This window comes from Enterobacter cloacae complex sp. HYC003_NIDB, assembly GCF_056673375.1.
Genome location: NZ_CP114220.1, coordinates 2016458 through 2039600, shown reverse-complemented (window position 1 = coordinate 2039600; position 23143 = coordinate 2016458). Strand labels below are relative to the sequence as shown.

Here is a 23143-nt window from a genome sequence, read left to right as displayed (position 1 = left end):
ATACATGAACATGCGCTTCCCCACTGTTATGACCTTGCCCTGGCGTGCAGACGCCGCCGAGTTCTGGTTTGCCCGTCTGAGCCACCTGCCTTTTGCGATGCTCCTGCACTCCGGGCATGCGGATCATCCCTACAGCCGCTTTGATATTCTGGTGGCCGACCCGGTTAAAACGCTGACGACCGATGCGCTGTCGCCAACTGACGATCCGCTGATGCGACTCCAGAACGAGATCCATGCTCTGGGCTTATCTGCCACACCGGATCCGGATCTGCCTTTCCAGGGGGGCGCGCTGGGCCTGTTTGGTTACGATCTGGGTCGCCGTTTCGAAAAGCTGCCCGAGCATGCGCAGGCGGATATTTCCCTGCCGGATATGGCGGTTGGGCTCTATGACTGGGCGCTGATCGTGGATCACCGTAAGCAGACGGTTTCTCTGCTAAGCCACCGGGACGTGCAGGCGCGTCTGGCCTGGCTTGAGGCGCAACGGCCCGCCGCCCCGGAACGCTTTATGCTAACCTCCGGCTGGCGCTCGAACATGAGCGCGGAGGAATACGCGGAAAAATTCTCCCGCGTGCAGACGTATCTTCACAGCGGCGACTGTTATCAGGTCAACCTTGCCCAGCGTTTCCAGGCGGCATACGAGGGAGACGAATGGCAGGCGTTTACCCGCCTCAATGCCAGCAATAAGGCCCCGTTCAGCGCATTTTTACGCCTTGAACACGGCGCCATCCTCAGCCTTTCGCCTGAGCGTTTTATTCACCTGGCTGACGGTATGATTCAGACCCGCCCGATAAAGGGCACCCTGCCGCGCCTTGCCGATGCCGACGCCGACCGTCAGCAGGCGGAGACGCTGGCGGCCTCGCCGAAAGATCGCGCTGAAAACCTGATGATTGTCGATCTGATGCGCAATGATATTGGCCGCGTCGCCGAGCCGGGCAGCGTGCGCGTGCCGGAGCTGTTCGTCGTGGAGCCATTCCCGGCGGTGCATCATCTGGTCAGCACCATCACCGCACGTCTGCCGGCCTCGCGAACCGCCTGCGATCTGCTCCGCGCCGCGTTTCCGGGCGGCTCCATTACCGGCGCGCCGAAGGTCCGGGCGATGGAGATCATCGACGAACTGGAACCGCATCGCCGCAACGCCTGGTGCGGCAGCATCGGCTATGTGAGTCTGTGCGGCACCATGGATACCAGCATCACTATTCGCACCCTGACGGCCTGCGACGGTAACCTGTACTGTTCCGCAGGCGGTGGCATTGTGGCCGACAGCCAGGCGGAGGCGGAATATCAGGAAACCTTTGATAAAGTGAATCGTATCCTGAAACAACTGGAGAACTCACGGTGAAGAAAGACAACCTGACGCTGGATGATTTTCTGTCGCGCTTTCAGCTTCTGCGGCCCCAGGTTAACCGCGCCACGCTGAATCAACGTCAGGCGGCGGTGCTGATCCCGGTCGTGCGTCGTGAGCAGCCGGGTCTGTTGCTTACCCAGCGCTCACCGCATATGCGAAAACACGCCGGTCAGGTTGCGTTCCCGGGCGGCGCGGTGGACAGCACCGATGCATCCCTGATTGCCGCCGCACTGCGCGAAGCGCATGAGGAAGTGGCGATCCCCCCGGAGGCGGTCGAGGTGATCGGCGTGCTGCCGCCAGTGGACAGCGTAACCGGTTTTCAGGTCACGCCGGTCGTTGGCATTATTCCGCCCGATCTTCAGTATCACGCCAGCGTCGATGAAGTTTCAGCGGTATTCGAAATGCCGCTGGAAGAGGCCCTTCGTCTGGGTCGCTATCACCCGCTGGATATTCACCGCCGCGGACACGATCATCGGGTCTGGCTGTCGTGGTATCAGCATTATTTTGTCTGGGGCATGACGGCAGGCATCATTCGTGAGCTGGCCCTGCAAATCGGCCTGAAGCCTTGACTATACTTTACATTCCACCCTTTTCTGGCAGGTTTGCGATCGGCGTCGCGCTATTAGCAAAACCATCGTTAACCATTAGTTTAATTCATGTGAATAGTTAAGCCGAGGTTGGTGTTCCCTCTTACACTATGCGCAGTTATAACATCGTTACTGGAACCCCAGTAACCCTGTCAGGAGTGTGAAAGTGATTAGTATATTCGACATGTTCAAAGTGGGGATTGGTCCATCTTCTTCCCACACTGTAGGGCCGATGAAGGCCGGTAAACAGTTCGTCGATGATCTGGTCGAAAAAGGATTACTGGAAAGCGTTACCCGTGTCGCCGTAGACGTTTACGGTTCACTGTCATTAACGGGTAAAGGCCACCACACCGATATCGCCATTATTATGGGTCTGGCGGGCAATATGCCGGACACAGTTGATATTGATGCCATTCCGGCATTTATCCGCGACGTGGAAACGCGCGGTCGTTTGCTGCTGGCTAACGGCCAGCACGAAGTGGACTTCCCGCAGGATGACGGGATGCGTTTTCGTAGCGACAACCTGCCGCTGCATGAAAACGGCATGACCATCCACGCCTGGAGTGGCGAAAAAGAGATCTACAGCAAAACTTACTACTCCATCGGCGGCGGCTTTATCGTTGACGAAGAACACTTTGGTAAAGAGAGCGCGGGCGACGTCAATGTGCCCTATCCGTTTAAATCGGCCACCGAGATGCTGGGCTACTGCAAAGAGACCGGTCTGTCCCTGTCAGGCATGGTGATGCAGAACGAACTGGCGCTGCACAGCAAGAAAGAGATTGAAGACTATTTTGCTAACGTGTGGCAAACCATGCGCGCCTGTATTGACCGCGGGATGAACACCGAGGGTGTTCTGCCTGGGCCACTGCGCGTACCGCGTCGTGCCTCTGCGCTGCGCCGCATGCTGGTCACTACCGACAAGTTCTCCAATGACCCAATGAACGTGGTCGACTGGGTGAACATGTTTGCCCTCGCGGTTAACGAAGAGAACGCAGCGGGTGGTCGCGTCGTGACGGCGCCAACCAACGGCGCGTGCGGTATCGTTCCGGCGGTGCTGGCCTATTACGATCACTTTATTGAGCCCGTGACGCCGGACATCTATATCCGTTACTTCCTCGCGGCAGGCGCTATCGGCGCGCTGTACAAGATGAATGCGTCCATCTCCGGCGCTGAAGTGGGCTGTCAGGGTGAAGTGGGCGTAGCCTGCTCCATGGCGGCGGCTGGCCTGGCGGAGCTGCTGGGCGCCAGCCCTGAGCAGGTGTGCGTAGCGGCGGAAATCGGCATGGAGCACAACCTCGGCTTGACCTGTGACCCGGTTGCCGGCCAGGTGCAGGTGCCGTGCATTGAGCGTAACGCCATCGCCTCCGTCAAAGCGATCAACGCCTCGCGTATGGCGATGCGCCGTACCAGCGAGCCACGCGTGTCGCTGGATAAGGTTATTGAAACCATGTACGAGACCGGCAAGGACATGAACGCGAAGTACCGTGAAACCTCGCGCGGCGGTCTGGCCATTAAGGTGCAGTGCGACTAAGCCTTCCTTTCGCCCATCTGCAACGGATGGGCGAATTTTCCCCTCTCGTCTCGTCGCTTCGCGTATTCCCCACTACACTGTCACTGTTGCGTCTGGCTTTTCTGGCCGGTGCTTAACAGGCGACCGTTCATGCAAACTGCACAAACGATCATTAAAGACTATCGCCGAAAACGCGTTATCGTCTGTGTCACGGTTGCGCTCGTTACGCTCGTCCTGACGCTGGGTATTCGCTTTATTTCACAGCGCAACATAAATCAGGATCGGATCCACGACTTTACCCACCACACCGTGCGTGCGCTTGATAAGGTGCTTCTTTCGTTAGAGGCCCAGCGGGAAACGCTACTTTCACTGGTTGGCATACCCTGTTCCGAAGCAAATCTGATCCTGCGAAAACAGGCGGCGATCCTCCAGACCGTACGCTCCATCGCCCTCATTCAAGACGGAATACTGTATTGCTCAAGCGTCTTTGGCAGCCGTAATGTGCCCGTCAGTGAGTTTGTGCCGGAGCTGCCGGTCAGTGAATCCAGGCTGTTGCTGCTGACCGATCGGTGGCTGGTAAAAGGCAGCCCGGTACTGATTCAGTGGTCTCCCCTCGCGAGCGACGGCAACGACGGGGTGATGGAGGTGGTGAATATCGATCTCATCACTAAAATGATTCTTGAGCCGCAGCGGCCGCAGATCACCGACGTTGTCCTGAGAGTAGGAGATAACTTCCTCCGCGACGGGCAACAGGTGACGACTACGCCGACCTTCGATGAAAACGCCTCCCTGCTGGAACAATCGTCACAGCATTACCCTTTCAGCGTCACGGTGAGCGGCCCCGGGCCTGGCGAAATGGCGTTAAAAAATCTGCCCACCCAGCTGCCGCTGGCGTTAATGCTCAGCTTACTGATGGGCTATATCGCCTGGCTCGCCACCGCGCGGCGCATCAGTTTCACCTGGGAAATCAATATGGGAATTGCGGCCAGGGAGTTTGAGCTCTTCTGCCAGCCGCTGGTGAATGCCCGCACCCGGGAATGCGTCGGCGTCGAGATCCTCCTGCGCTGGAACAACCCGCGTCAGGGATGGATTTCGCCCGATGTCTTTATCCCTCTGGCCGAAGAACATAACCTGATTGTTCCGCTTACCCGCTACGTCATCAGCGAAACGGTGCGGCAGATAGGCTATTTCCCGGCCTCGCGCGATTTCCATATCGGCATTAACGTGGCCGCCAGCCATTTTCGCCGCGCTGCGCTGATCCAGGATCTCAACCGCATCTGGTTTAACGCCAGCCCTGTTCAACAGTTGATCGTGGAGTTAACCGAACGCGATGCGTTGCTGGATGTGGATTACCGCATCGTGCGGGAGCTGCACCGCAAAGGGGTGAAACTTGCGATTGATGATTTTGGTACCGGCAACAGCTCACTTTCATGGCTAGAAAAACTGCATCCGGATGTGCTGAAAATTGATAAATCCTTCACCACCGCGATCGGCACCGACGCCGTGAACTCAACGGTAACGGATATTATTATTGCGCTGGGTCAGCGGCTGAATATTGAACTGGTTGCGGAAGGGGTGGAAACCGAGGAGCAGTCACGCTACCTGCGCCGTCACAGCGTACATATTTTGCAGGGGTACTTGTATGCGCGGCCAATGCCGCTGCGCGAGTTTCCGAAATGGCTGGCGGAAAGTCACTCTCCGCCAGCCCGCCACAACGGACACATCGTGCCCTTACTGCCGTTACACTAGATAGCGTTACTCTTCTTCGTCGTGTGCAGAGTGCTCTTTAACAATACGCACCATATCAACGCGATAGTCGTTGGCTTCGACGATGGTAATTTGCAGCGGCGGCAGCTCCAGCACATCACCAATACGCGGGATCTGCCCGTTAACGGCAATCACCAGCCCCGCGACGGTGGCAATGTCTTCATCATCATTGACCACGTTTTCGACGCCCAGCGTGTGCGAGAGCGCGTGCAGGTCGGTGGTGCCTTTCACCAGCCAGCCGTCACCGTCGGCAACGATTTCCGGGGTTTCATCCGCATCAGGGAATTCACCGGCAATGGCTTCCAGCACGTCCAGCGGCGTCACCAGGCCCTGTACCACACCAAATTCATTGGTGACGATAACAAAGCTCCCGCGGGCACGACGCAATACGCCCAGCAGGTTGATCGGATCCAGCGTCTCCGGTACTACGATGGCGGGCGACGCGGCCGCTACGGCCTCGACGTTAACGCCCTCTTCCAGCGCCACCAGCATCTCTTTCGCGCGTACGACACCGATGATCTCATCCAGCTCACCCCGGCAGACCGGGAACAGACTGTGTGGCGAGGAGAGCAGCTGCTGACGAATTTCGTCAACGCTCAGGTTGGCGTCCACCCAGCTGATCTCACCGCGCGGCGTCATAATGCCGCGCAGGGAGCGGGAAGCCAGCGAAAGCACGCCGTTGATCATGTAGCGTTCTTCTTCCACAAACGCGCCTTCCGGCACCGGAACCGGGTTACGGTTCTCGTTATCAGCCTGCACGTTGACCTGACGACGTCCGCCCATCAGTCGCAGAATCGCATCTGCGGTACGGGCTCGCAGCGGCTGATTCGACTGCTGCTTAATAAAGTTACGGCGCGCAATCTGGTTAAACAGCTCGATCAGAATCGAGAAGCCAATCGCGGCGTACAGGTAGCCTTTCGGAATATGGAAGCCAAACCCTTCTGCCACCAGGCTCAGACCAATCATCAGCAGGAAGCTCAGACACAGCACAACGACCGTCGGATGCTGGTTGACGAAACGCGTCAGCGGTTTTGACGCCAGCAGCATTACCGCCATCGCAATCACCACCGCCGCCATCATCACCGGCAGATGGTTCACCATGCCGACCGCCGTAATCACCGCATCCAGTGAGAAGACCGCATCAAGCACCACAATCTGGAGAACAACCACCCAGAAGCTGGCGTAACCCTTACCGTGGCCATCATCGTGCTGCCGGTTCTCCAGCCGTTCATGCAGCTCTGTTGTGGCTTTGAACAGCAGGAACAGTCCCCCCACCAGCATGATTAAATCGCGGCCGGAGAAGGTGAAATCCATGACGGTGAACAGCGGCTTCGTCAGGGTAACCATCCACGAGATCACAGACAGCAAGCCCAGACGCATGATCAGCGCCAGCGAGAGGCCGATCAGACGGGCTTTATCACGCTGTTTCGGCGGCAGCTTATCCGCGAGGATGGCGATAAACACCAGGTTATCAATACCGAGAACGATCTCCAGCACGACCAGCGTAAGCAAGCCTACCCAGATTGACGGGTCCATTAAGAATTCCATGACACGCTCCTGCTAAAGGAATGACAAAACGGTGCCCCGCTAATTTCGGGCATTTCAAAGGGAATGAGAGTCGATGCGTGGCGAAGATCGCCGATGAATAAGGCGCGGAATGGCCTGGAAGATGACTGACGTCGGTGACGGTCCATATAGTGGGCTGTAGCCCCATACTCCTGAATAATTAAACGGACGCTAAACATATCAGAGACAATTGGTTTTTAGCAAAGATTTACGTTCCTTTGCAAACTTCTGTAACACACGCGGATTAACTTAAAGAAAAATCTGTAAGGCTTAGCTAAATTACGGATCTTCATCACATAAATTATTTTTTCACTATCTAAAATAATTCGCGGAAGTCTTAGTTTTTTGAACTCTAACCCTTATCTGAATCGATTCGGTTCGCCAATACGATTCTCAGTACGCCTGCCTGGCAGACGTATACATGATAATAAAAGGAGGTAGCAAGTGACCATTGCTATTGTCATAGGCACACATGGTTGGGCTGCGGAGCAGTTACTCAAAACGGCAGAAATGCTGTTGGGCGAGCAGGAAAACGTCGGCTGGATCGATTTCGTTCCCGGTGAAAATGCCGAGACGCTGATTGAAAAATACACTGCTCAGCTTGAGAAGCTGGATACCAGCAAAGGCGTGCTGTTTCTCGTGGATACATGGGGCGGCAGCCCGTTCAACGCTGCCAGCCGCATTGTCGTCGATAAAGAGCATTATGAAGTCGTCGCCGGGGTGAATATCCCGATGTTGGTGGAAACCTTCATGGCGCGTGACGACAACCCAGGTTTTGATGAACTGGTGGCACTGGCGGTGGAAACCGGTCGCGAAGGCGTGAAGGCGCTGAAAGCGCAGCCGGTTGAAAAACCGGCCCCTGCCCCTGCTGCACCAAGGGCGGCAGCACCGGCGAAGCCAATGGGTCCGAACGATTACATGGTTATCGGCCTTGCGCGTATTGATGACCGTCTGATCCACGGCCAGGTGGCAACACGCTGGACCAAAGAGACCAACGTACAACGCATCATCGTGGTCAGTGACGAAGTGGCCGCCGACACTGTCCGTAAAACCCTTCTTACCCAGGTTGCACCGCCGGGCGTCACCGCGCACGTCGTGGATGTCGCCAAAATGATCCGCGTTTACAACAACCCGAAATATGCGGGTGAGCGCGTGATGCTTCTCTTCACCAACCCGACAGACGTCGAACGCATTGTTGAAGGCGGCGTGAAAATCACCTCCGTTAACATTGGCGGTATGGCATTCCGTCAGGGCAAAACGCAGGTCAACAACGCGATTTCAGTGGATGCGAAAGATATCGAGGCCTTCAACAAACTGAATGCACGCGGTATCGAACTGGAAGCCCGTAAGGTTTCCACGGACCAGAAACTGAAAATGATGGATTTGATCGGCAAAGTGGGGAAATAAGCCCGGGCCGGTTTTTCATATAGAGCTTATGTAATAGGAGAAGTGCAATGGAGATTACTACTCTTCAGATTGTGCTGGTGTTCATCGTCGCATGTATTGCGGGTATGGAGTCCGTACTTGATGAATTTCAGTTCCACCGCCCTCTGGTGGCCTGTACGTTGATTGGCGCCGTTCTCGGTGACATGAAAACCGGTATCATCATCGGTGGTACTTTGGAAATGATCGCCCTCGGCTGGATGAACATCGGTGCGGCAGTTGCGCCAGATGCCGCGCTGGCGTCCATTATTTCAACCGTTCTGGTTATCGCTGGTCATCAGAGTATTGGTGCCGGTATCGCGCTGGCCATCCCGCTGGCCGCAGCGGGTCAGGTGCTGACCATTATCGTCCGTACTATTACCGTTGCCTTCCAGCACGCGGCGGATAAGGCGGCCGAAAACGGCAACCTCACCGCGCTCTCCTGGATCCACGTTTCTTCCCTGTTCCTGCAAGCGATGCGTATCGCAATCCCTGCGGTTATCGTGGCGATTTCTGTCGGTACCAGCGAAGTTCAGGGCATGCTGAATGCGATCCCTGAAGTGGTTACCAGCGGTCTGAATATCGCCGGGGGTATGATCGTGGTGGTCGGTTATGCGATGGTCATCAACATGATGCGCGCGGGCTACCTGATGCCATTCTTCTACCTCGGCTTCGTTACCGCTGCGTTCACCAACTTCAACCTGGTTGCGCTGGGTGTGATTGGTGCGGTGATGGCGATTCTTTATATCCAGCTCAGCCCGAAATACAACCGTGTCGCGGGTGCCCCTGCGCAGGCTGCTGGTAACAACGATCTCGATAACGAACTGGACTAACAGGTGAGCGAAATGGTTGATATGACAAAAACTACCACTGAGAAAAAACTCACTCCGGGTGATATTCGTGGCGTGTTCATCCGTTCTAACCTGTTTCAGGGTTCATGGAACTTCGAACGTATGCAGGCGCTCGGCTTCTGCTTCTCCATGGTGCCGGCCATCAAACGCCTGTATCCGGAAAACAACGAAGCACGCCGTCAGGCAATTAAGCGTCACCTGGAATTCTTCAACACCCATCCTTATGTTGCGGCGCCGGTTCTGGGCGTGACGCTGGCAATGGAAGAGCAGCGTGCGAACGGGGCTGAGATCGACGATGGTGCCATCAACGGTATCAAAGTTGGTCTGATGGGGCCGCTGGCAGGCGTGGGCGACCCGATCTTCTGGGGTACCGTGCGGCCGGTCTTTGCGGCGCTGGGCGCCGGGATCGCCATGAGCGGCAGCCTGCTCGGTCCTCTGCTGTTCTTCATCCTGTTCAACGCGGTGCGTCTGCTGACCCGTTACTACGGCGTGGCGTACGGTTATCGTAAAGGGGTGGATATCGTTAAGGATATGGGCGGCGGCTTCCTGCAAAAACTGACTGAGGGGGCGTCAATCCTCGGCCTGTTTGTAATGGGGGCGCTGGTTAACAAGTGGACGCACGTGAACATCCCGCTGGTGGTATCGACGATCACTGGTCAGGATGGTCAGACGCGCGTTACCACCGTGCAGACGATTCTGGACCAGCTGATGCCGGGCCTGGTACCGCTGCTGTTAACCTTCGCCTGTATGTGGCTGCTGCGTAAGAAAGTGAACCCGCTGTGGATCATCGTTGGCTTCTTCGTCATCGGTATCGCGGGCTACGCCGTCGGCCTGCTGGGTCTGTAATAAAATGCGTTACCGACCGGGGGCTTGCCCCCGGTCTTTTTATCTGGAGGATGAATGACTGTCACGGACACCGTACTGGTTTTATTTATTGTTGCCCTTCTGGCTTACGCGATCTATGACGAGTTCATTATGCCTCGCCGCCACGGCGAGACGCTGCTGACCCTTCCCCTCTTACGCCGTGGACGCATTGATGCGTTTATCTTCGCCGGTCTGGTAGTCATCCTGATTTACAATAATGTGACCAGCCACGGCGCAATATTAACCACATGGTTATTATGTGCGCTGGCATTAATGGCGATTTACCTGTTCTGGATCCGCTCGCCAAAACTCATTTTTAAAAAACACGGATTCTTCTTCGCCAATGTCTGGATAGAATATAACCGTATTAAAGAGATGAATTTATCCGAAGACGGGGTTCTGGTGATGCAATTAGAACAACGCCGCCTGCTCATCCGGGTCAAAAATATTGATGACCTGGAAAAGATCTACAAATTACTCGTTAAAACTCAATGAGTTAATATTATAGCATCGGCTATATATTGCATTATTCTTAAACCAGCAATATAGCCGATGCTATATCTCCTCTGTTAATTGCCTTATTTTTGTTAACGATATTTTCACGCATAAATCTAAATGAAAATCGTTATCAATATAGTGGCTATATAAAGCCATCTTCGTTGTTGTTTTATATTCTCAAAATATGTTAAGGTTGCGCCCGTCGTTGGGGAGTAGCCGATTTCCTGCCTGCGGGAAATGTACGTGTCAACATACTCGTTGAAAAACGTGGCGCGTACGGATCGTTTTCAGCACACTTACTGTGCCAAAAGCAATCAGGCGAGACCATAGATACATCAACTGCTGTTTACTGGGGGCAGTGATGTGTCATATGGATATCCCCGGTCTGGACGCTCTTATGAATATCTCCGCTACGATCCTTCTGGCTTTTGGCATGTCCATGGACGCATTTGCCGCCTCTATTGGTAAAGGTGCCACCCTCCATAAACCTAAATTTTCCGACGCCCTGCGTACCGGTCTCATATTTGGTGCTATCGAAACGCTGACGCCGCTTATCGGCTGGGGTCTGGGGATGCTCGCCAGCCAGTTCGTGCTGGAGTGGAATCACTGGATTGCTTTCGTGCTGCTGGTGTTCCTCGGCGGACGCATGGTGATTGAAGGCTTTCGTGGTAACGGCGATGAAGATGATGCGCCGCTGCAACGCCACGGCTTCTGGCTTCTGGTGACAACCGCCATCGCAACCAGCCTGGATGCAATGGCCGTGGGTGTCGGTCTGGCGTTTTTGCAGGTCAATATTATCGCCACCGCGCTGGCGATTGGCTGCGCCACGCTGATCATGTCAACGCTGGGGATGATGGTGGGTCGGTTCATTGGCCCGCTCTTAGGCAAACGCGCCGAAATTCTGGGCGGTATCGTGTTGATCGGGATTGGTGCCCAAATCCTTTGGGCACACTTCGCGGGTTAACCTTCGCGCTGCCAGCAATGGATGCTGAAATCCGTATGGCAGCGAAATTCTGTCTGCGCTGCCAGCGTTTCCCACACCTCTGGTTTTGCCCGCCATGCAAACGGCGTCATTTGCAGTAACGCCACGGCTTCACTTCCCTGCAACGTCATTTCATACGCTACCGACTGCGCCTGCTTTAACGCAAAGCCCGCCAGCTGTTCAGAGTGCGGCGCATGCAGGTGAACTTCATCATAGATCAGCCCTTTTAACTCCAGCAGATGACGCGGCCCTGGCGTGACGGTGATAACCCAGCCGCCAGGCTTAACGACGCGCGCCAGCTCCTCTGCCTTGCACGGCGCATAGATACGCACCACGGCGTCCATACTCGCTTCTTCAAACGGCAGGCGGTGGCTGGAGGCCACGCAGAACGTTACCGCTGAGTAGCGTTTGGCTGCCGCACGGATTGCCACTTTCGACACGTCCAGCCCGAAAGTTTCGGCACCCTTCTCAGCCGCCACGTCAGCAAACGTGGCGGTGTAGTAACCTTCGCCGCAGCCGATATCCAGCATGGCGGATGCGCCTTCTGTCAGATATTGACGGAGTAAGGCGACAACGGCATCCCTGAGCGGTTGATAGTGCCCGGCATCGAGAAACGCCCGGCGCGCCTGCATCATCTCCGCGCTGTCACCCGGGTCCCGGGAGCGCTTGTGTTGTACCGGCAGAAGATTTACATAGCCCTCTTTCGCCCGGTCAAACTGATGTCCCTGTGGACAGATAAACGTTTTCTCCGCGCGCGTCAGCGGCGCGTGGCAAAGGGGACAACTGAAAGACATGACAGCTCCAGGGCGTAAACCAAAAGGCGAAGTGTACCGCTATTCGCCAGGGTTATAAACGGCTGGGTGACGCATCACGATCAGATGGTCAGAATCTGCCGGCAGCCCGTCTGGCTTCACGTTTTCCAGGCGCAGGACGTTACCCATAATTTCGCTGAACACGGGCGCAGAAACGGCCCCGCCATAGTAGGCACCGTTTTGCGGATCGTTGATCACCACCACCAGCGCGAAACGGGGATCGCTGGCAGGCGCAACGCCTGCGGTATAGGCGACGTATTTATCCACATACTTACCATGTTCATCGATTTTTTTGGCCGTCCCGGTTTTTATCGCCACGCGATAGTTACGCACCGCCGCTTTGACCCCGCCACCGCCGGGTAACGCAACGCTCTCCATCATATGTTCCACCTCGTGAACAATTTCCTCGGGCATCACCCGCTTGCCAATCACCGGCGGGTCAATACGGGTGATGGACAGAGGCCGTTCAATGCCGTAGCTGCCGATGGTGGCATACACATGCGCCAGCTGGAGGGGGGTTACCATCAGGCCATACCCAAAGGCAAAGGTCGCCCGATCTAACTGACTCCAGAATTTTCGCTGCGGCAGTAAACCTGCGCTTTCTCCCGTTAAGCCAAGCCCGGTACTCTCGCCAAAACCAAAGTGTTTATAGGTATCCAGTAACCGTTGCACGGGCATCGCCAGCGAAAGACGGGACACGCCCGTATCACTGGATTTTTGCAGGATCCCGGTCATCGTCAGCTCGGGGTAGTAGCCCACATCGCGGATACGATGGCCATCAATGGTGTAGGGATGCGTGTCTATGACGCTGTCAGGCTGTACCAGCCCCTGCTGTAGCGCCGTCATCAGCACCAGAGGCTTAACGGTCGAGCCAGGTTCAAAGGTGTCGCTGATCGCGCGATTGCGAAAAACATCCAGCGTTGCCCCTTCCCGGTTATTGGGGTTGAAGTCGGGGAAGCTCGCCATTGCCAGAATTTCGCCCGTCTGGATATTAATCAGCACCGACGCGCCTGATTCGGCTTTGTTCCACGCTACGGCATTATCCAGCGCGTCTTCGGTGATAGTTTGCAGGCGTTCATCGATACTAAGCTGGATATTATGTGCAGGTACGGGAGCCACCTCCGTAAGGTTCTCCACCACATGTCCGTAGCGATCTTTCCTGACCAGCCGCACGCCTGCCTTCCCGGTAAGCTGCGTGTTAAAGCTTTTCTCGACGCCCTCAATGCCCTGACCATCAATATTGGTGAAGCCAATCAGGTTCGCCGCCACGTGCCCGGCAGGATAAAAGCGGCGGGACTCATCGCGAAGGTTGATACCGGGGAGACGCAGCTTATCGATCCACTTTGCCTGGGCGGGATCAACCTGACGGGCCAGGTAAATAAATCGCCCGTGCGGGTTACTGTTAATTCGCGATGCGAGCGTGCTCAGAGAAAGGTGTAAGGCATTTGCCAGGGCCTGCCAGCGCGAGTCAAAACCGATCCCCCCTTTTTCCAGCACTGTTTTGGGATCGGCCCAGACGGCCTGGACGGGTACGCTCACCGCAAGGGGTCGCCCTTCACGGTCAACAATCATCCCACGCGGGGCGTCTATCGCCACTTCGCGCAGGGAGCGCATATCCTCCTGCTTCACCAGATTATCCGGTTTGATAATTTGTAGCCACGCTACTCGGCCCAGCAGAAACGCAAGGCTACAAAAGATGGCGAGACACAGAAGTGCAAAACGTGCCGGAGTAAAATTTCCGGTGGTGGTTATTGTCTTTTTTTTCACCTTAACCCCAGGGCTGTTAATCAACGCCCTGATTTAACGAGAAAAGCGGATAATAAGGCGGGAAAACAATGCTAATAATCTCGCGGGTTTGCAACAAGATAATAACAGAGGAAGATTACGTAATATTTTGAAAAATAAGCGTATAAAAAAAGCCCCGCATCGGCGAGGCTTATGTCTGAGATCGAAGCGCTGAGCGCTTCAGTCAGCAGTGATTCGATCAGATAGCAGTTACGTTAACCGCAGCTGGGCCTTTCTGGCCATCCTGAATTTCGAACTCAACGTTCTGGCCTTCAGCCAGAGTTTTGAAGCCGTTACCCTGGATTGCAGAGAAGTGTACGAACACGTCTTTGCTGCCGTCAGCAGGAGTAATGAAACCAAAACCTTTAGACTCGTTGAACCACTTAACTTGACCTTTAATCTTTGCCATTTGCAAAATTCCTTAGAGTGTTTTCTTAGCCCGCGGGCTTTGACATAGATAAAACTGAGACATTACTGCTTGAGGCACTAATATAAGGTTCGGCAGAGAAGCGGTATTCAACGACAACGTGTTTACTCAGGACTTCTTTACTGAAAATGCCACACATAAACAGAACTGTACCTCGTTTGACCCAAAACGTGTTATCACACACAACGTTTAATATGGCAAGCCATTTTTAAACGTGTCTCGATCCGCCGCACAAATTCAGACGTTACTCCATAACAATCTGCACAGTTATGCGAATTGTCAAATGAAGCGCCACCTGACCTCACTGCCCGCAGGGTGCGTTGACGCGCCCTGTAATCAAAGACTTTTTAAACATAGCTCAATCATTTCAAAGCGTCCATCCCAATCCCAGAATTTCTTTAAAGGAATGACTGAGTTAGAACATTTTGTGAAAAGTTATGCTGAAAACATTGCAACGCACCAACATGTGTCAGGGAATATACGATGTTAATTACATTTTGCTAACTGTATTAAAAACCACCATTTAATAAGTGTTAATCTGCACCAAAATAATGAAATTTTTATGACTCTGCCTCAAAACAAGGCAAGCAAAACGTTTCGATAAAAATAAAACACTTCAGGAAAGATAAAGCACACTATTTATTCAACGAAACTGAATTTGTTAAATAAGGATAAATATTCGCCAGTTTTCAGTGTGCTAAAACATGAGTTAACTGCTGCTTAATTAAATGCCGGGAAGTTGTGGGATGCATTTGATAAGGGAGGGGATTTACGCGTACGTCAGGCCACCTCCCCGCTCCGGGCAGACTATCGTTCAGCTACCAGGCGAATGAAGTCTTCCTCGTCTTGTTGTTGAGCAACAGCGTCCTTCGGTACCGCTTTCTCCTCCGGCTCGTTGGCTTCGCACAAACGACGCAGCAGCGCAGTCTGCCGTTTCTGCTGATCGAGCAATGCCTCCAGCAGCTCAATCTGCTCGTTTGTGCGGGAGCTGGCGCGGTTAACGAAAAACCACAGCACCAGCCCAACGACCAGCACCAACAAAGACATTACCAGGGATGCAATGCTCAGCAGCCCCGAATTCAGTAACTCACCCATTTCACCACCTCAGTAAAAACCACCATTTTACCACTGCCGCCGCGTAAGGACATCACTCAGCGTAAAAATGGTCTCTACCAGGGGATAAACTTATTGATTGAACAAATGCCGCTAAAGAACTGTACATCCTGATCGCACATCACATTGATAGTCTGCGTCCACAGCACCACGCATGCTATCAACACTATAATCAGAATTACCCAGCGTATTTTTTTCACTCCACACTCCGTCTTATGACCTGATACAGCCAGGTTATCACGGTTATCTTAAACAGGGGCTAACTGTACCTTCAACAGACGCTTTTCGGAATCGTGCACTTGTTTCACTGCGTAAAGCCGTTACGCTTACTCTATGACAACAAAGAAAAAAGAGGCAACGATGCGTTTACTTATTCGTACAGTAATTGTACTGGCCATTGTCTGGATCGGCCTGTTATTAAGTGGGTACGGCGTATTAATGGGGAGCAAAGAAAATGCCGCGGGTCTGGGTATCCAGTGTAAATATCTTACCGCCCAGGGGATAAGCACGGCTCAGTACATACATTCCGACAGCGGGATCATCGGGTTAACCAACTGTCCTGTGCTGCGTAAATCATCTGTTGTGGTTGATAACGGTTAATCAGCGCTGAACTTCGCTTACAGAAACGCCGCAAAAGTGCGGCGTTTTTATTGGTGGCGTCGATCAGAACGGATAATCGTTATAGCCCATCTGCTCTGAAATTTTGCGCGCTGCGGTATGCAGAATCGCCACATATTCATGAAGACGCTCTTCAGAGAAACGCAGCGTTGGGAACGAAATGCTCAGGCCCGCAATGACAACGCCGAAGCGGTCAAACACCGGCACACCGATGCAACGCAGCCCCTCTTCCTGCTCTTCGTTATCTTCCCCGTAACCCTGTTCACGCACTTTATCCAGCACGCTCAGCAGTTCTTCCGTACTGGTAATCGTGCGGTCGGTGCTGCGTTTGTACTCCACCCCGTCAAGGATTTGCTTCACCTCTTCGCGATCGCGCCAGGCCAGCAGTACTTTACCAATTGCGGTGCTGTACAGCGGGTTACGACGACCAATGCGTGAATACATGCGCAGGTTGTACATGGAGTCAATTTTGTGGATGTAAACAATGCTGTCTTCATCCAGCGCACCGAGGTGAATTGTCTCTTTCGTCAGTCGTGAAAGTTCACGCATCTGAATGTCAGCGCTGCGGATCAGATCCACGTTCTGCAAGGCGCGGGCGCCCAGTTCAAACAGTTTCAGGGTCAGAGAATATTTTTCTGATTCTCCTTCCTGCGCGACATAACCCAATGATTTCATCGTCTGCAAAAAGCGATAAACGGTGCTTTTCGACATCATCACACGCTGCGACAACTCTGTAATACCAATTTCACGCTCTTCTCCGAGCGCCTGCAAGATGCCAAACACCTTCAGCACGGAAGAAACAGAATCTGGCTGCTTATCCAAATCTGCGATTGCCATTTATCACCTCATAGAGAGTGTTTTATAAAAATCAGAACCGGTTTTTATTATAAATTCGTGTGATGCGTGCTGCAATCTATCTGGGTTTACTTCGTTACAAATCTGCGACATAAAACCGAAATAACGATGCTAAAATAGTTACTCTGAAAATAATTTCACGCTGAGTCATTCTTTCCCCATGCAAAAAAACGTTTCTGATGGCCTGCCCTTATCGCAGCGGTACGGGGCAATTGCCACTATTGTCATCGGTATTTCGATGGCTGTCCTTGACGGTGCGATTGCCAACGTGGCTCTTCCTACCATTGCCAAAGACCTTAATGCTTCGCCGGCAAGCTCCATCTGGATTGTGAACGCGTACCAGATAGCGATTGTGATTTCCCTTCTGTCACTCTCTTTCCTGGGCGATATGTTTGGTTATCGCCGGGTTTACCAGTGCGGGCTGGTGGTCTTTACCCTCACCTCGCTCTTCTGTGCCCTTTCAGATTCACTGCACACCCTTACGCTGGCGCGTATCGCGCAGGGCTTTGGCGGCGCGGCGCTAATGAGCGTGAACACGGCCCTGATACGGCTTATTTATCCTCAACGCCACCTGGGGCGCGGCATGGGCATTAACTCCTTTATTGTGGCCGTGTCGTCCGCCGCCGGCCCAACGATTGCCGCCGCCATCCTGTCCGTTGCCTCGTGGCAGTGGCTGTTTGCCATTAACGTGCCGCTGGGCATTGTGGCGATCTTCTTCGCCCTGCGCTATCTTCCGGAAAATGGTCCGAAAAGCACCATGCCACGTTTCGATCTGCCCAGCGCCGTGATGAACGCGCTGACTTTTGGCCTGCTGATTACCGCGCTGAGCGGATTTGCGCAGGGACAGTCTCTGTCGCTCATTGCCGCAGAAATCGTTGCCATGCTTATCATCGGCTTTTTCTTTGTTCGACGTCAGCTGGCGCTGCCCGTGCCGTTACTGCCGGTGGATTTGCTGCGTATTCCGCTGTTTTCGCTATCCATTTGTACCTCCATTTGCTCGTTCTGCGCCCAGATGCTGGCGCTGGTTGCACTGCCGTTCTTTTTGCAGAGCGTGATTGGCCGTTCAGAAGTGGAGACAGGCTTGCTGCTCACGCCCTGGCCGCTGGCAACCATGGTGATGGCCCCGCTGGCCGGTTACCTTATTGAGCGCGTCCATGCCGGGCTTCTGGGGGCGATTGGGCTGGTTGTCATGGCGGTGGGACTGTTTGCGCTGGCGCTCCTGCCCGCCTCGCCGGGGGATCTGGATATTATCTGGCGCATGATCCTGTGCGGGGCCGGTTTTGGTCTGTTCCAGTCCCCTAATAACCACACGATTATCACCTCTGCCCCACGTCATCGCAGCGGTGGCGCCAGCGGGATGCTGGGCACGGCAAGACTGTTAGGGCAAAGCACCGGGGCCGCACTAGTGGCGTTGATGTTTAACCTTGCCGGGCAGAATGCGACACACGTTGCGCTAATTACCGCAGGGACCCTGGCGACCCTCGCGGCTGTCATTAGCGGCCTTCGCGTCACCCAGCCAAAGGCGCAGGCATAAAAAAACCGGGCGGAGAATGGCTCCAGCCCGGTTCTTTTCAACCCGATTACGTTACTTCAGGTATTCGCCGCTACGCAGCGCTTCAATACGTTTATCCAGCGGCGGGTGAGACATAAACAGCTCGCTCAGCGACTTTGATTTGCCGTTGATGCAGAAGGCCATCATGCTGTTTGCTTCCTGCGGCTCGTAGCTGGTTTTCAGTCGTTGCAGCGCAGCAATCATCTTTTCACGACCCACCAGTTTCGCGGAACCGGCATCCGCGTGGAACTCACGATGACGGGAGAACCACATGGTAATGATGCTTGCCAGGATACCGAACACCAGCTCCAGCACCATTGAAACAGCAAAATAGATCAGCGGGTTGCCGTTGCTCTCTTCACCCTCATCACGGTTGCCCCCCATAAACCCGGCAGCAATCTGTGCCAGAATACGAGAAATAAAGATAACGAAGGTGTTCACCACGCCCTGGATCAGGGTCATGGTGACCATATCGCCATTGGCGATATGGCTGATCTCGTGAGCAATAACCGCTTCCGCTTCGTCACGGCTCATGTTTTGCAGCAGGCCGGTACTGACGGCCACCAGGGACGCGTCACGACGCGCACCGGTAGCAAACGCGTTAATATCCGGCGCGTGGTAGATGGCTACCTGCGGCATGGCAATGCCCGCCTGCTTTGACTGCTGAGCAACCGTGCTCATCAGCCACTGCTCCATATCGTTACGCGGTTGCTCAATAACTTCACCGCCCACGGATTTCAGTGCCATCCACCTGGACATCAGCAGTGAAATGAAAGAGCCACCGAAACCAAACAGCAGCGCCATAATCAACAGACCCTGAACGCTGCTCGACTGAATTCCCGTCAGGCTTAGCACCAGCCCGAATACCACCATCACCGCCAGGTTGGTGAGCAGGAAGAGCGCGATTCGCATCATAATATTCTTTTAACCTCAGTTTAACAAAACGCACTATGCGATTACCCACATCGTATGGGTATTACGGCTATTTTCAAGCATCCAGACGGCGTAAGTCACCAGAAAGACACAACTTTACACAATTGGAAATCCGCCTGACGGAAGGAGGAGGTACATAAAGAAACAGGCACAATTTCTTGTGCCTGTTGGGGGATTATTTTGTCGGAGCAGGTTGCAGGGCAGGTTTCTCTTTTTCCAGCTTCGCGAGATCAAGCGCGATATGCACCGTCTCGTTCAGATACGGATCGGGCTCCTGGTAATCCTTAGGCAGATCGTCCAGTTTTTTGAGCAGAGGCTTGCCTTCACGTTTGAAGCGATCGTTGATACGCGCCAGACGTGTCGCGTCATCTTCATTGTTCTCTTTCTCACGCTGGGCATAGTTCAGAGACACAATGTTCCGTTTCGCTTTCAAAGCGTTGAAACGCGCGATGTCCTTCATGATGTACTGGAATTCCGGATCCTTCCCGATGCGATCGTTGTGATTTTTCAGCAGTTCCGGTCCGAACTGTTTCATATCACCCGATTTCACGAATGTCGCGGCATCAATGCTATCCCACGGCAGCGCGTTATCTTCAAACTTCTCGCCCGTTTCCGTCTCTTCGGTACCTGTCGGCATCATGATATCCGGCGTCACGCCTTTGCGCTGCGTACTGCCGCCGTTGACGCGGTAAAACTTCTGAATGGTGTACTGTACTGAGCCCAGCGCAGGCCACTCAGGGCGCAGCATCTGGTCGTAAATACGGTTCAGAGAGCGGTACTGCTGAACGGTGCCCTTGCCAAACGTCGGTTCGCCGACGATTAATGCCCGGCCGTAATCCTGCATGGCAGCAGCGAAGATTTCCGATGCAGAGGCGCTGAAGCGATCGACAAGCACCACCAGCGGACCCTTATAGTAGACCACACCATCGGTATCGGCATCTTCACGCACTTTACCGTTGTTATCGCGCACCTGTACCACCGGGCCAGACGGGATAAACAGCCCGGAAAGCGAGACGGCCTCGGTCAATGCCCCGCCGCCGTTGCTGCGCAGGTCAATGATCACGCTGCTGACATTCTGCTTTTCAAGCTTCTGGAGCTGCACTTTCACATCATCGGTCAGGCCGACGTAGAAACCTGGGATATCCAGAACGCCAACCTTCTCTTTACCCACGGTTTTCACCGACATTTTCACCGCGCGATCTTCCAGACGGATACGCTCACGGGTCAGAGTAACGATACGGGTTTTGGTCCCCTTACCGGCTGGCAGGATCTCCAGGCGAACTTTGCTGCCCTTCGGCCCTTTGATCAGCGCAACAACATCATCAAGACGCCAGCCAATCACGTCCACCATGCTCTTTCCGGTTTGCCCCACACCGACAATACGGTCGCCTACGCTGATCGCTTTGCTTTTCGACGCAGGGCCACCGGCCACCATGGAGTTGATTACGGTGTAGTCATCGTCCATCTGAAGCACAGCACCGATACCTTCCAGAGACAGGCTCATTTCGGTATTGAACTGTTCGGTGTTACGTGGAGAGAGATAATTAGTGTGCGGATCAATTTCATGCGCAAACGCGGTCATCGCCAGCGAGAAAACATCTTCACTGTTGGTCTGCGCCAGACGACGAATAGCGAATTTGTATCGACGATTTAACGTCTCACGGATCTCTTTCTCGTCTTTGCCTGTAAGCTTGAGGCTCAGTTCGTCATATTTGACTTTTCCGTCCCACAGCGCATTCAGTTCAGCCTCGTCTTTCGGCCATGGCGCTTTGCTGCGGTCCAGATTAAAGGTGTCGTTGCCGGTGAAGTCCATCGGACGTTCCAGCACTTTCAGCGCGTATTGATAACGCTCAAAACGGCGCTTTTGCGATAAGTTGTACAGATCGTAGAACAGATCGAGCTTTCCGGAGCGCAGCTCATCACCCACTTCGGATTTGCGTTTAGCGAACTGTTCGACATCGCTGGCCAGCAGTACGTTATGGCTGTAATCCAGCAAGTTCAGATAACGGTCAAAGATTTTGGCCGAAAAGGCCTGATCGAGATCGAACTGACGATAGTGCGAACGAGTAAAGCGCGACGTCACGCGCTCACTCACCGTCGCGTGCTGAGTCTCTTCCTTGAGAACCGGAATTTGATCAACACGCGTAATATCGTCCACAGCGAAAGCATGGCCTGTTATAGCAAACAGGCCAGCCAGCGCGGTGAGCTTAAAAAAAGTGTTCATGCCAGGCTCGGCCTCCGTTTCAGAACAACAAGTGTTCTGCGCGTACAATCATTGACATACCAGAAGTCAGCTGTACACGAACGCCATCTTTGGTGATTTCCAGTACGGTGGCGTCCATCGCGTTGTTACCCGCTTTCACCTTCAGTGACTGACCTACGCTCAGTGCGTTGATGTCAGAAACTGGGGTGTGGCGCGGCTCTTCGCGCGGCGCACGTGGGGCTTTAGCTGCTGGTTTGTCAGCACGCGGTTTGCGATCGTTATTTTCAGTACGACGCGGTGCCGGGCGCGGTTTACGCTCGCGACGAGGGGCGTCTTCCTGACCGTTTGCCGCTGCGGCTTCGCGTTTTTTCGCCTGCTGTTCCGCACGCTGTGCCTGCACGCGAGCTTTGGCTTCTTCAAGCTGCTTACGCGCATGTTCTACGTGCTGCTCGTCCAGCTCACCGCACGGGTTGCCGTCAAGGTCGACACGGGTCGCACCCGGCTTGATACCGTACAGGTAACGCCAGCTCGAGGTATAAAGGCGCAAGGCAGAACGAAGCTGCGTTTTGCTGAGGTTCATCTCCCCCTCAACGCGCGCGACCAGATCCTGAAAGATACCGACTTTCAGAGGACGCGCTTCACCTTCAGCGCTGAAGCACTGCGGGAAACGCTCGGCCAGAAATGCGATAACTTCTTTACTGCTATTCAACTTAGGTTGATTTTCCATGAAATTTCCTGATTACAACGGACGTTGCCAACAAGCGCAGGCATGAACAGGCGACATTATAATGACGCTATCAGTAAATGCTACGTTATCCGTTGATTATCCTGCGACGCTCGCAAAGAATTTATGATAATCGGTCTCTGCCAGAACATTTTCCAGGTTTGCGGCCAGCGCGCGCAGCCCCTGCTCATCCTCGGCAGTAAAGCGGCTGAAGACCGTGCTGTCGATATCCAGAACGCCAATAATCTGATTTTTAACCACCAGCGGCAGTACGATTTCAGAATTGCTGCTGGCATCGCAGGCAATGTGGCCGTCAAACGCATGAACATCTTCGACACGCTGAACCTGACGAGTCGCCACTGCGGTACCGCACACGCCACGACCTACCGGGATGCGTACGCAGGCGAGTTTCCCCTGGAAGGGCCCGAGCACCAGCGTGTCGCCTTCCAGCAGATAAAAGCCCGCCCAGTTCACGTCAGAAAGGCGTTCGAACAGTAACGCACTGGTATTTGCCAGAGTGGCTAAGAAACTGGTTTCCCCTGCCATTAATGCCTTAAAATCGCGATTCAGATCCGCGTAGAATTCTGTTTTGTTCATTATTCAATCACTTAGTTATCTTACATAGTTACCGCATAGCCTATTAAAATAAGCATTAAATGCGCTCATGCTCAAGATGAATCCGTTCATGAGTTATTATAACTTTCAACAATACTAATCTGTGTGCGACTG

At 53.9% G+C, this 23143-nt stretch carries 22 protein-coding genes and 1 pseudogene; 11 read left to right on the top strand and 12 right to left on the bottom strand.

Translation table 11 applies throughout. The annotated features are described in order from the left end of the window. Positions 1 to 4 precede the first annotated feature (4 nt). The 4 genes from pabB (at position 5) to O1722_RS09570 (ending at position 5191) form a co-directional block, all read left to right on the top strand. Positions 5 to 1339, top strand: a complete 1335-nt coding sequence (pabB, locus tag O1722_RS09585) for an aminodeoxychorismate synthase component 1 (RefSeq protein WP_017693261.1) — start codon at positions 5 to 7, stop codon at positions 1337 to 1339. After that, positions 1336 to 1914 (top strand): CoA pyrophosphatase, encoded by a 579-nt coding sequence (locus tag O1722_RS09580; protein WP_017384324.1) that lies wholly within the window; start codon positions 1336 to 1338, stop codon positions 1912 to 1914. Before pabB ends, O1722_RS09580 begins: the two co-directional genes overlap by 4 nt. Positions 1915 to 2098: 184 nt before the next feature. Next, complete coding sequence (gene sdaA, locus O1722_RS09575) at positions 2099 to 3463, top strand: L-serine ammonia-lyase (protein ID WP_003859920.1); 1365 nt, start codon at positions 2099 to 2101, stop codon at positions 3461 to 3463. Between the two features lie 129 nt (positions 3464 to 3592). Next, on the top strand, positions 3593 to 5191 hold the full coding sequence (locus O1722_RS09570) for an EAL domain-containing protein (protein ID WP_033486813.1): 1599 nt from the start codon (positions 3593 to 3595) through the stop codon (positions 5189 to 5191). Between the two features lie 6 nt (positions 5192 to 5197). Here the strand turns inward: O1722_RS09570 and yoaE are convergent, their stop codons facing one another. Continuing rightward, positions 5198 to 6757, bottom strand: a complete 1560-nt coding sequence (gene yoaE, locus O1722_RS09565) for a CNNM family cation transport protein YoaE (protein ID WP_006810992.1) — start codon at positions 6755 to 6757, stop codon at positions 5198 to 5200. 462 nt (positions 6758 to 7219) lie between these two features. Here yoaE and manX point away from each other — a divergent pair, with 462 nt between their 5' ends. The 5 genes from manX (at position 7220) to mntP (ending at position 11374) form a co-directional block, all read left to right on the top strand. Further along, positions 7220 to 8182: a PTS mannose transporter subunit IIAB gene (manX, locus tag O1722_RS09560; protein WP_017384327.1), complete on the top strand. Its 963-nt coding sequence runs from the start codon at positions 7220 to 7222 to the stop codon at positions 8180 to 8182. 47 nt (positions 8183 to 8229) lie between these two features. Next, positions 8230 to 9030 (top strand): PTS mannose transporter subunit IIC, encoded by an 801-nt coding sequence (gene manY / locus O1722_RS09555; protein WP_003859914.1) that lies wholly within the window; start codon positions 8230 to 8232, stop codon positions 9028 to 9030. A gap of 12 nt (positions 9031 to 9042) precedes the next feature. Next, a complete protein-coding gene (locus O1722_RS09550; RefSeq protein WP_006810994.1) occupies positions 9043 to 9894 on the top strand; it encodes a PTS mannose transporter subunit IID in 852 nt (283 codons plus the stop codon). A 54-nt stretch (positions 9895 to 9948) separates the two neighbouring features. After that, entirely contained in the window at positions 9949 to 10407 is a 459-nt protein-coding gene (locus tag O1722_RS09545; protein ID WP_015570303.1) for a DUF986 family protein, read from the top strand. 400 nt (positions 10408 to 10807) lie between these two features. Next, positions 10808 to 11374: a manganese efflux pump MntP gene (gene mntP, locus O1722_RS09540; protein ID WP_023296797.1), complete on the top strand. Its 567-nt coding sequence runs from the start codon at positions 10808 to 10810 to the stop codon at positions 11372 to 11374. Here the strand turns inward: mntP and rlmA are convergent. The 6 genes and pseudogenes from rlmA to mgrB form a co-directional block, all read right to left on the bottom strand. Next, positions 11371 to 12186, bottom strand: coding sequence for a 23S rRNA (guanine(745)-N(1))-methyltransferase (gene rlmA, locus O1722_RS09535; RefSeq protein WP_033486812.1), 816 nt, complete (start codon positions 12184 to 12186; stop codon positions 11371 to 11373). The genes mntP and rlmA overlap by 4 nt on opposite strands. A 39-nt stretch (positions 12187 to 12225) precedes the next feature. Further along, positions 12226 to 13971: a peptidoglycan glycosyltransferase FtsI gene (gene ftsI / locus O1722_RS09530; protein WP_033486811.1), complete on the bottom strand. Its 1746-nt coding sequence runs from the start codon at positions 13969 to 13971 to the stop codon at positions 12226 to 12228. A gap of 217 nt (positions 13972 to 14188) precedes the next feature. Further along, positions 14189 to 14398, bottom strand: coding sequence for a transcription antiterminator/RNA stability regulator CspE (gene cspE / locus O1722_RS09525; RefSeq protein WP_001062678.1), 210 nt, complete (start codon positions 14396 to 14398; stop codon positions 14189 to 14191). A 12-nt stretch (positions 14399 to 14410) separates the two neighbouring features. Continuing rightward, positions 14411 to 14555 (bottom strand): annotated as a pseudogene (locus O1722_RS09520) (DUF2627 domain-containing protein). A gap of 668 nt (positions 14556 to 15223) precedes the next feature. Beyond that, entirely contained in the window at positions 15224 to 15511 is a 288-nt protein-coding gene (locus O1722_RS09515; protein ID WP_032648590.1) for a YebO family protein, read from the bottom strand. 74 nt (positions 15512 to 15585) lie between these two features. Continuing rightward, a complete protein-coding gene (mgrB, locus tag O1722_RS09510) occupies positions 15586 to 15729 on the bottom strand; it encodes a PhoP/PhoQ regulatory lipoprotein MgrB (protein WP_003859906.1) in 144 nt (47 codons plus the stop codon). A gap of 160 nt (positions 15730 to 15889) precedes the next feature. On the opposite strand from mgrB, the gene O1722_RS09505 reads away from it, so the two are divergent. After that, positions 15890 to 16129: a YobH family protein gene (locus O1722_RS09505; RefSeq protein ID WP_017384332.1), complete on the top strand. Its 240-nt coding sequence runs from the start codon at positions 15890 to 15892 to the stop codon at positions 16127 to 16129. 63 nt (positions 16130 to 16192) lie between these two features. Here the strand turns inward: O1722_RS09505 and kdgR are convergent, their stop codons facing one another. Continuing rightward, positions 16193 to 16984, bottom strand: a complete 792-nt coding sequence (kdgR, locus tag O1722_RS09500; protein WP_015570299.1) for a DNA-binding transcriptional regulator KdgR — start codon at positions 16982 to 16984, stop codon at positions 16193 to 16195. Between the two features lie 178 nt (positions 16985 to 17162). Here kdgR and O1722_RS09495 point away from each other — a divergent pair, with 178 nt between their 5' ends. Continuing rightward, the gene (locus tag O1722_RS09495) at positions 17163 to 18536 is read left to right on the top strand and encodes an MFS transporter (RefSeq protein ID WP_033486810.1); all 1374 of its coding nucleotides are present in this window, start codon (positions 17163 to 17165) and stop codon (positions 18534 to 18536) included. Positions 18537 to 18587: 51 nt separating this feature from the next. Here the strand turns inward: O1722_RS09495 and htpX are convergent, their stop codons facing one another. The 4 genes from htpX to O1722_RS09475 form a co-directional block, all read right to left on the bottom strand. Beyond that, entirely contained in the window at positions 18588 to 19469 is an 882-nt protein-coding gene (htpX, locus tag O1722_RS09490; protein WP_015570297.1) for a protease HtpX, read from the bottom strand. 193 nt (positions 19470 to 19662) lie between these two features. After that, positions 19663 to 21711, bottom strand: a complete 2049-nt coding sequence (gene prc / locus O1722_RS09485; protein ID WP_033486809.1) for a carboxy terminal-processing peptidase — start codon at positions 21709 to 21711, stop codon at positions 19663 to 19665. A 19-nt stretch (positions 21712 to 21730) separates the two neighbouring features. Continuing rightward, positions 21731 to 22417 carry an RNA chaperone ProQ gene (gene proQ / locus O1722_RS09480; RefSeq protein ID WP_003859895.1) on the bottom strand — a complete coding sequence of 229 codons (687 nt, stop codon included), beginning with the start codon at positions 22415 to 22417 and terminating at the stop codon, positions 21731 to 21733. Positions 22418 to 22513: 96 nt separating this feature from the next. Then, positions 22514 to 23011 carry a GAF domain-containing protein gene (locus O1722_RS09475; protein ID WP_006811006.1) on the bottom strand — a complete coding sequence of 166 codons (498 nt, stop codon included), beginning with the start codon at positions 23009 to 23011 and terminating at the stop codon, positions 22514 to 22516. Between the last annotated feature and the right edge of the window lie 132 nt (positions 23012 to 23143).

Excerpts from the sequence above, each read along its gene's own strand:
- O1722_RS09475 (WP_006811006.1), bottom strand. The coding sequence starts at position 23,011 with ATGAACAAAACAGAATTCTACGCGGATCTGAATCGCGATTTTAAGGCA.
- proQ (WP_003859895.1), bottom strand. The coding sequence starts at position 22,417 with ATGGAAAATCAACCTAAGTTGAATAGCAGTAAAGAAGTTATCGCATTT.
- htpX (WP_015570297.1), bottom strand. The coding sequence starts at position 19,469 with ATGATGCGAATCGCGCTCTTCCTGCTCACCAACCTGGCGGTGATGGTG.
- mntP (WP_023296797.1), top strand. The coding sequence starts at position 10,808 with ATGAATATCTCCGCTACGATCCTTCTGGCTTTTGGCATGTCCATGGAC.
- O1722_RS09505 (WP_017384332.1), top strand. The coding sequence starts at position 15,890 with ATGCGTTTACTTATTCGTACAGTAATTGTACTGGCCATTGTCTGGATC.
- cspE (WP_001062678.1), bottom strand. The coding sequence starts at position 14,398 with ATGGCAAAGATTAAAGGTCAAGTTAAGTGGTTCAACGAGTCTAAAGGT.
- prc (WP_033486809.1), bottom strand. The coding sequence starts at position 21,711 with ATGAACACTTTTTTTAAGCTCACCGCGCTGGCTGGCCTGTTTGCTATA.
- O1722_RS09545 (WP_015570303.1), top strand. The coding sequence starts at position 9,949 with ATGACTGTCACGGACACCGTACTGGTTTTATTTATTGTTGCCCTTCTG.
- O1722_RS09495 (WP_033486810.1), top strand. The coding sequence starts at position 17,163 with ATGCAAAAAAACGTTTCTGATGGCCTGCCCTTATCGCAGCGGTACGGG.
- yoaE (WP_006810992.1), bottom strand. The coding sequence starts at position 6,757 with ATGGAATTCTTAATGGACCCGTCAATCTGGGTAGGCTTGCTTACGCTG.
- O1722_RS09550 (WP_006810994.1), top strand. The coding sequence starts at position 9,043 with ATGGTTGATATGACAAAAACTACCACTGAGAAAAAACTCACTCCGGGT.
- O1722_RS09515 (WP_032648590.1), bottom strand. The coding sequence starts at position 15,511 with ATGGGTGAGTTACTGAATTCGGGGCTGCTGAGCATTGCATCCCTGGTA.
- kdgR (WP_015570299.1), bottom strand. The coding sequence starts at position 16,984 with ATGGCAATCGCAGATTTGGATAAGCAGCCAGATTCTGTTTCTTCCGTG.
- rlmA (WP_033486812.1), bottom strand. The coding sequence starts at position 12,186 with ATGTCTTTCAGTTGTCCCCTTTGCCACGCGCCGCTGACGCGCGCGGAG.
- manY (WP_003859914.1), top strand. The coding sequence starts at position 8,230 with ATGGAGATTACTACTCTTCAGATTGTGCTGGTGTTCATCGTCGCATGT.
- pabB (WP_017693261.1), top strand. The coding sequence starts at position 5 with ATGAACATGCGCTTCCCCACTGTTATGACCTTGCCCTGGCGTGCAGAC.
- O1722_RS09570 (WP_033486813.1), top strand. The coding sequence starts at position 3,593 with ATGCAAACTGCACAAACGATCATTAAAGACTATCGCCGAAAACGCGTT.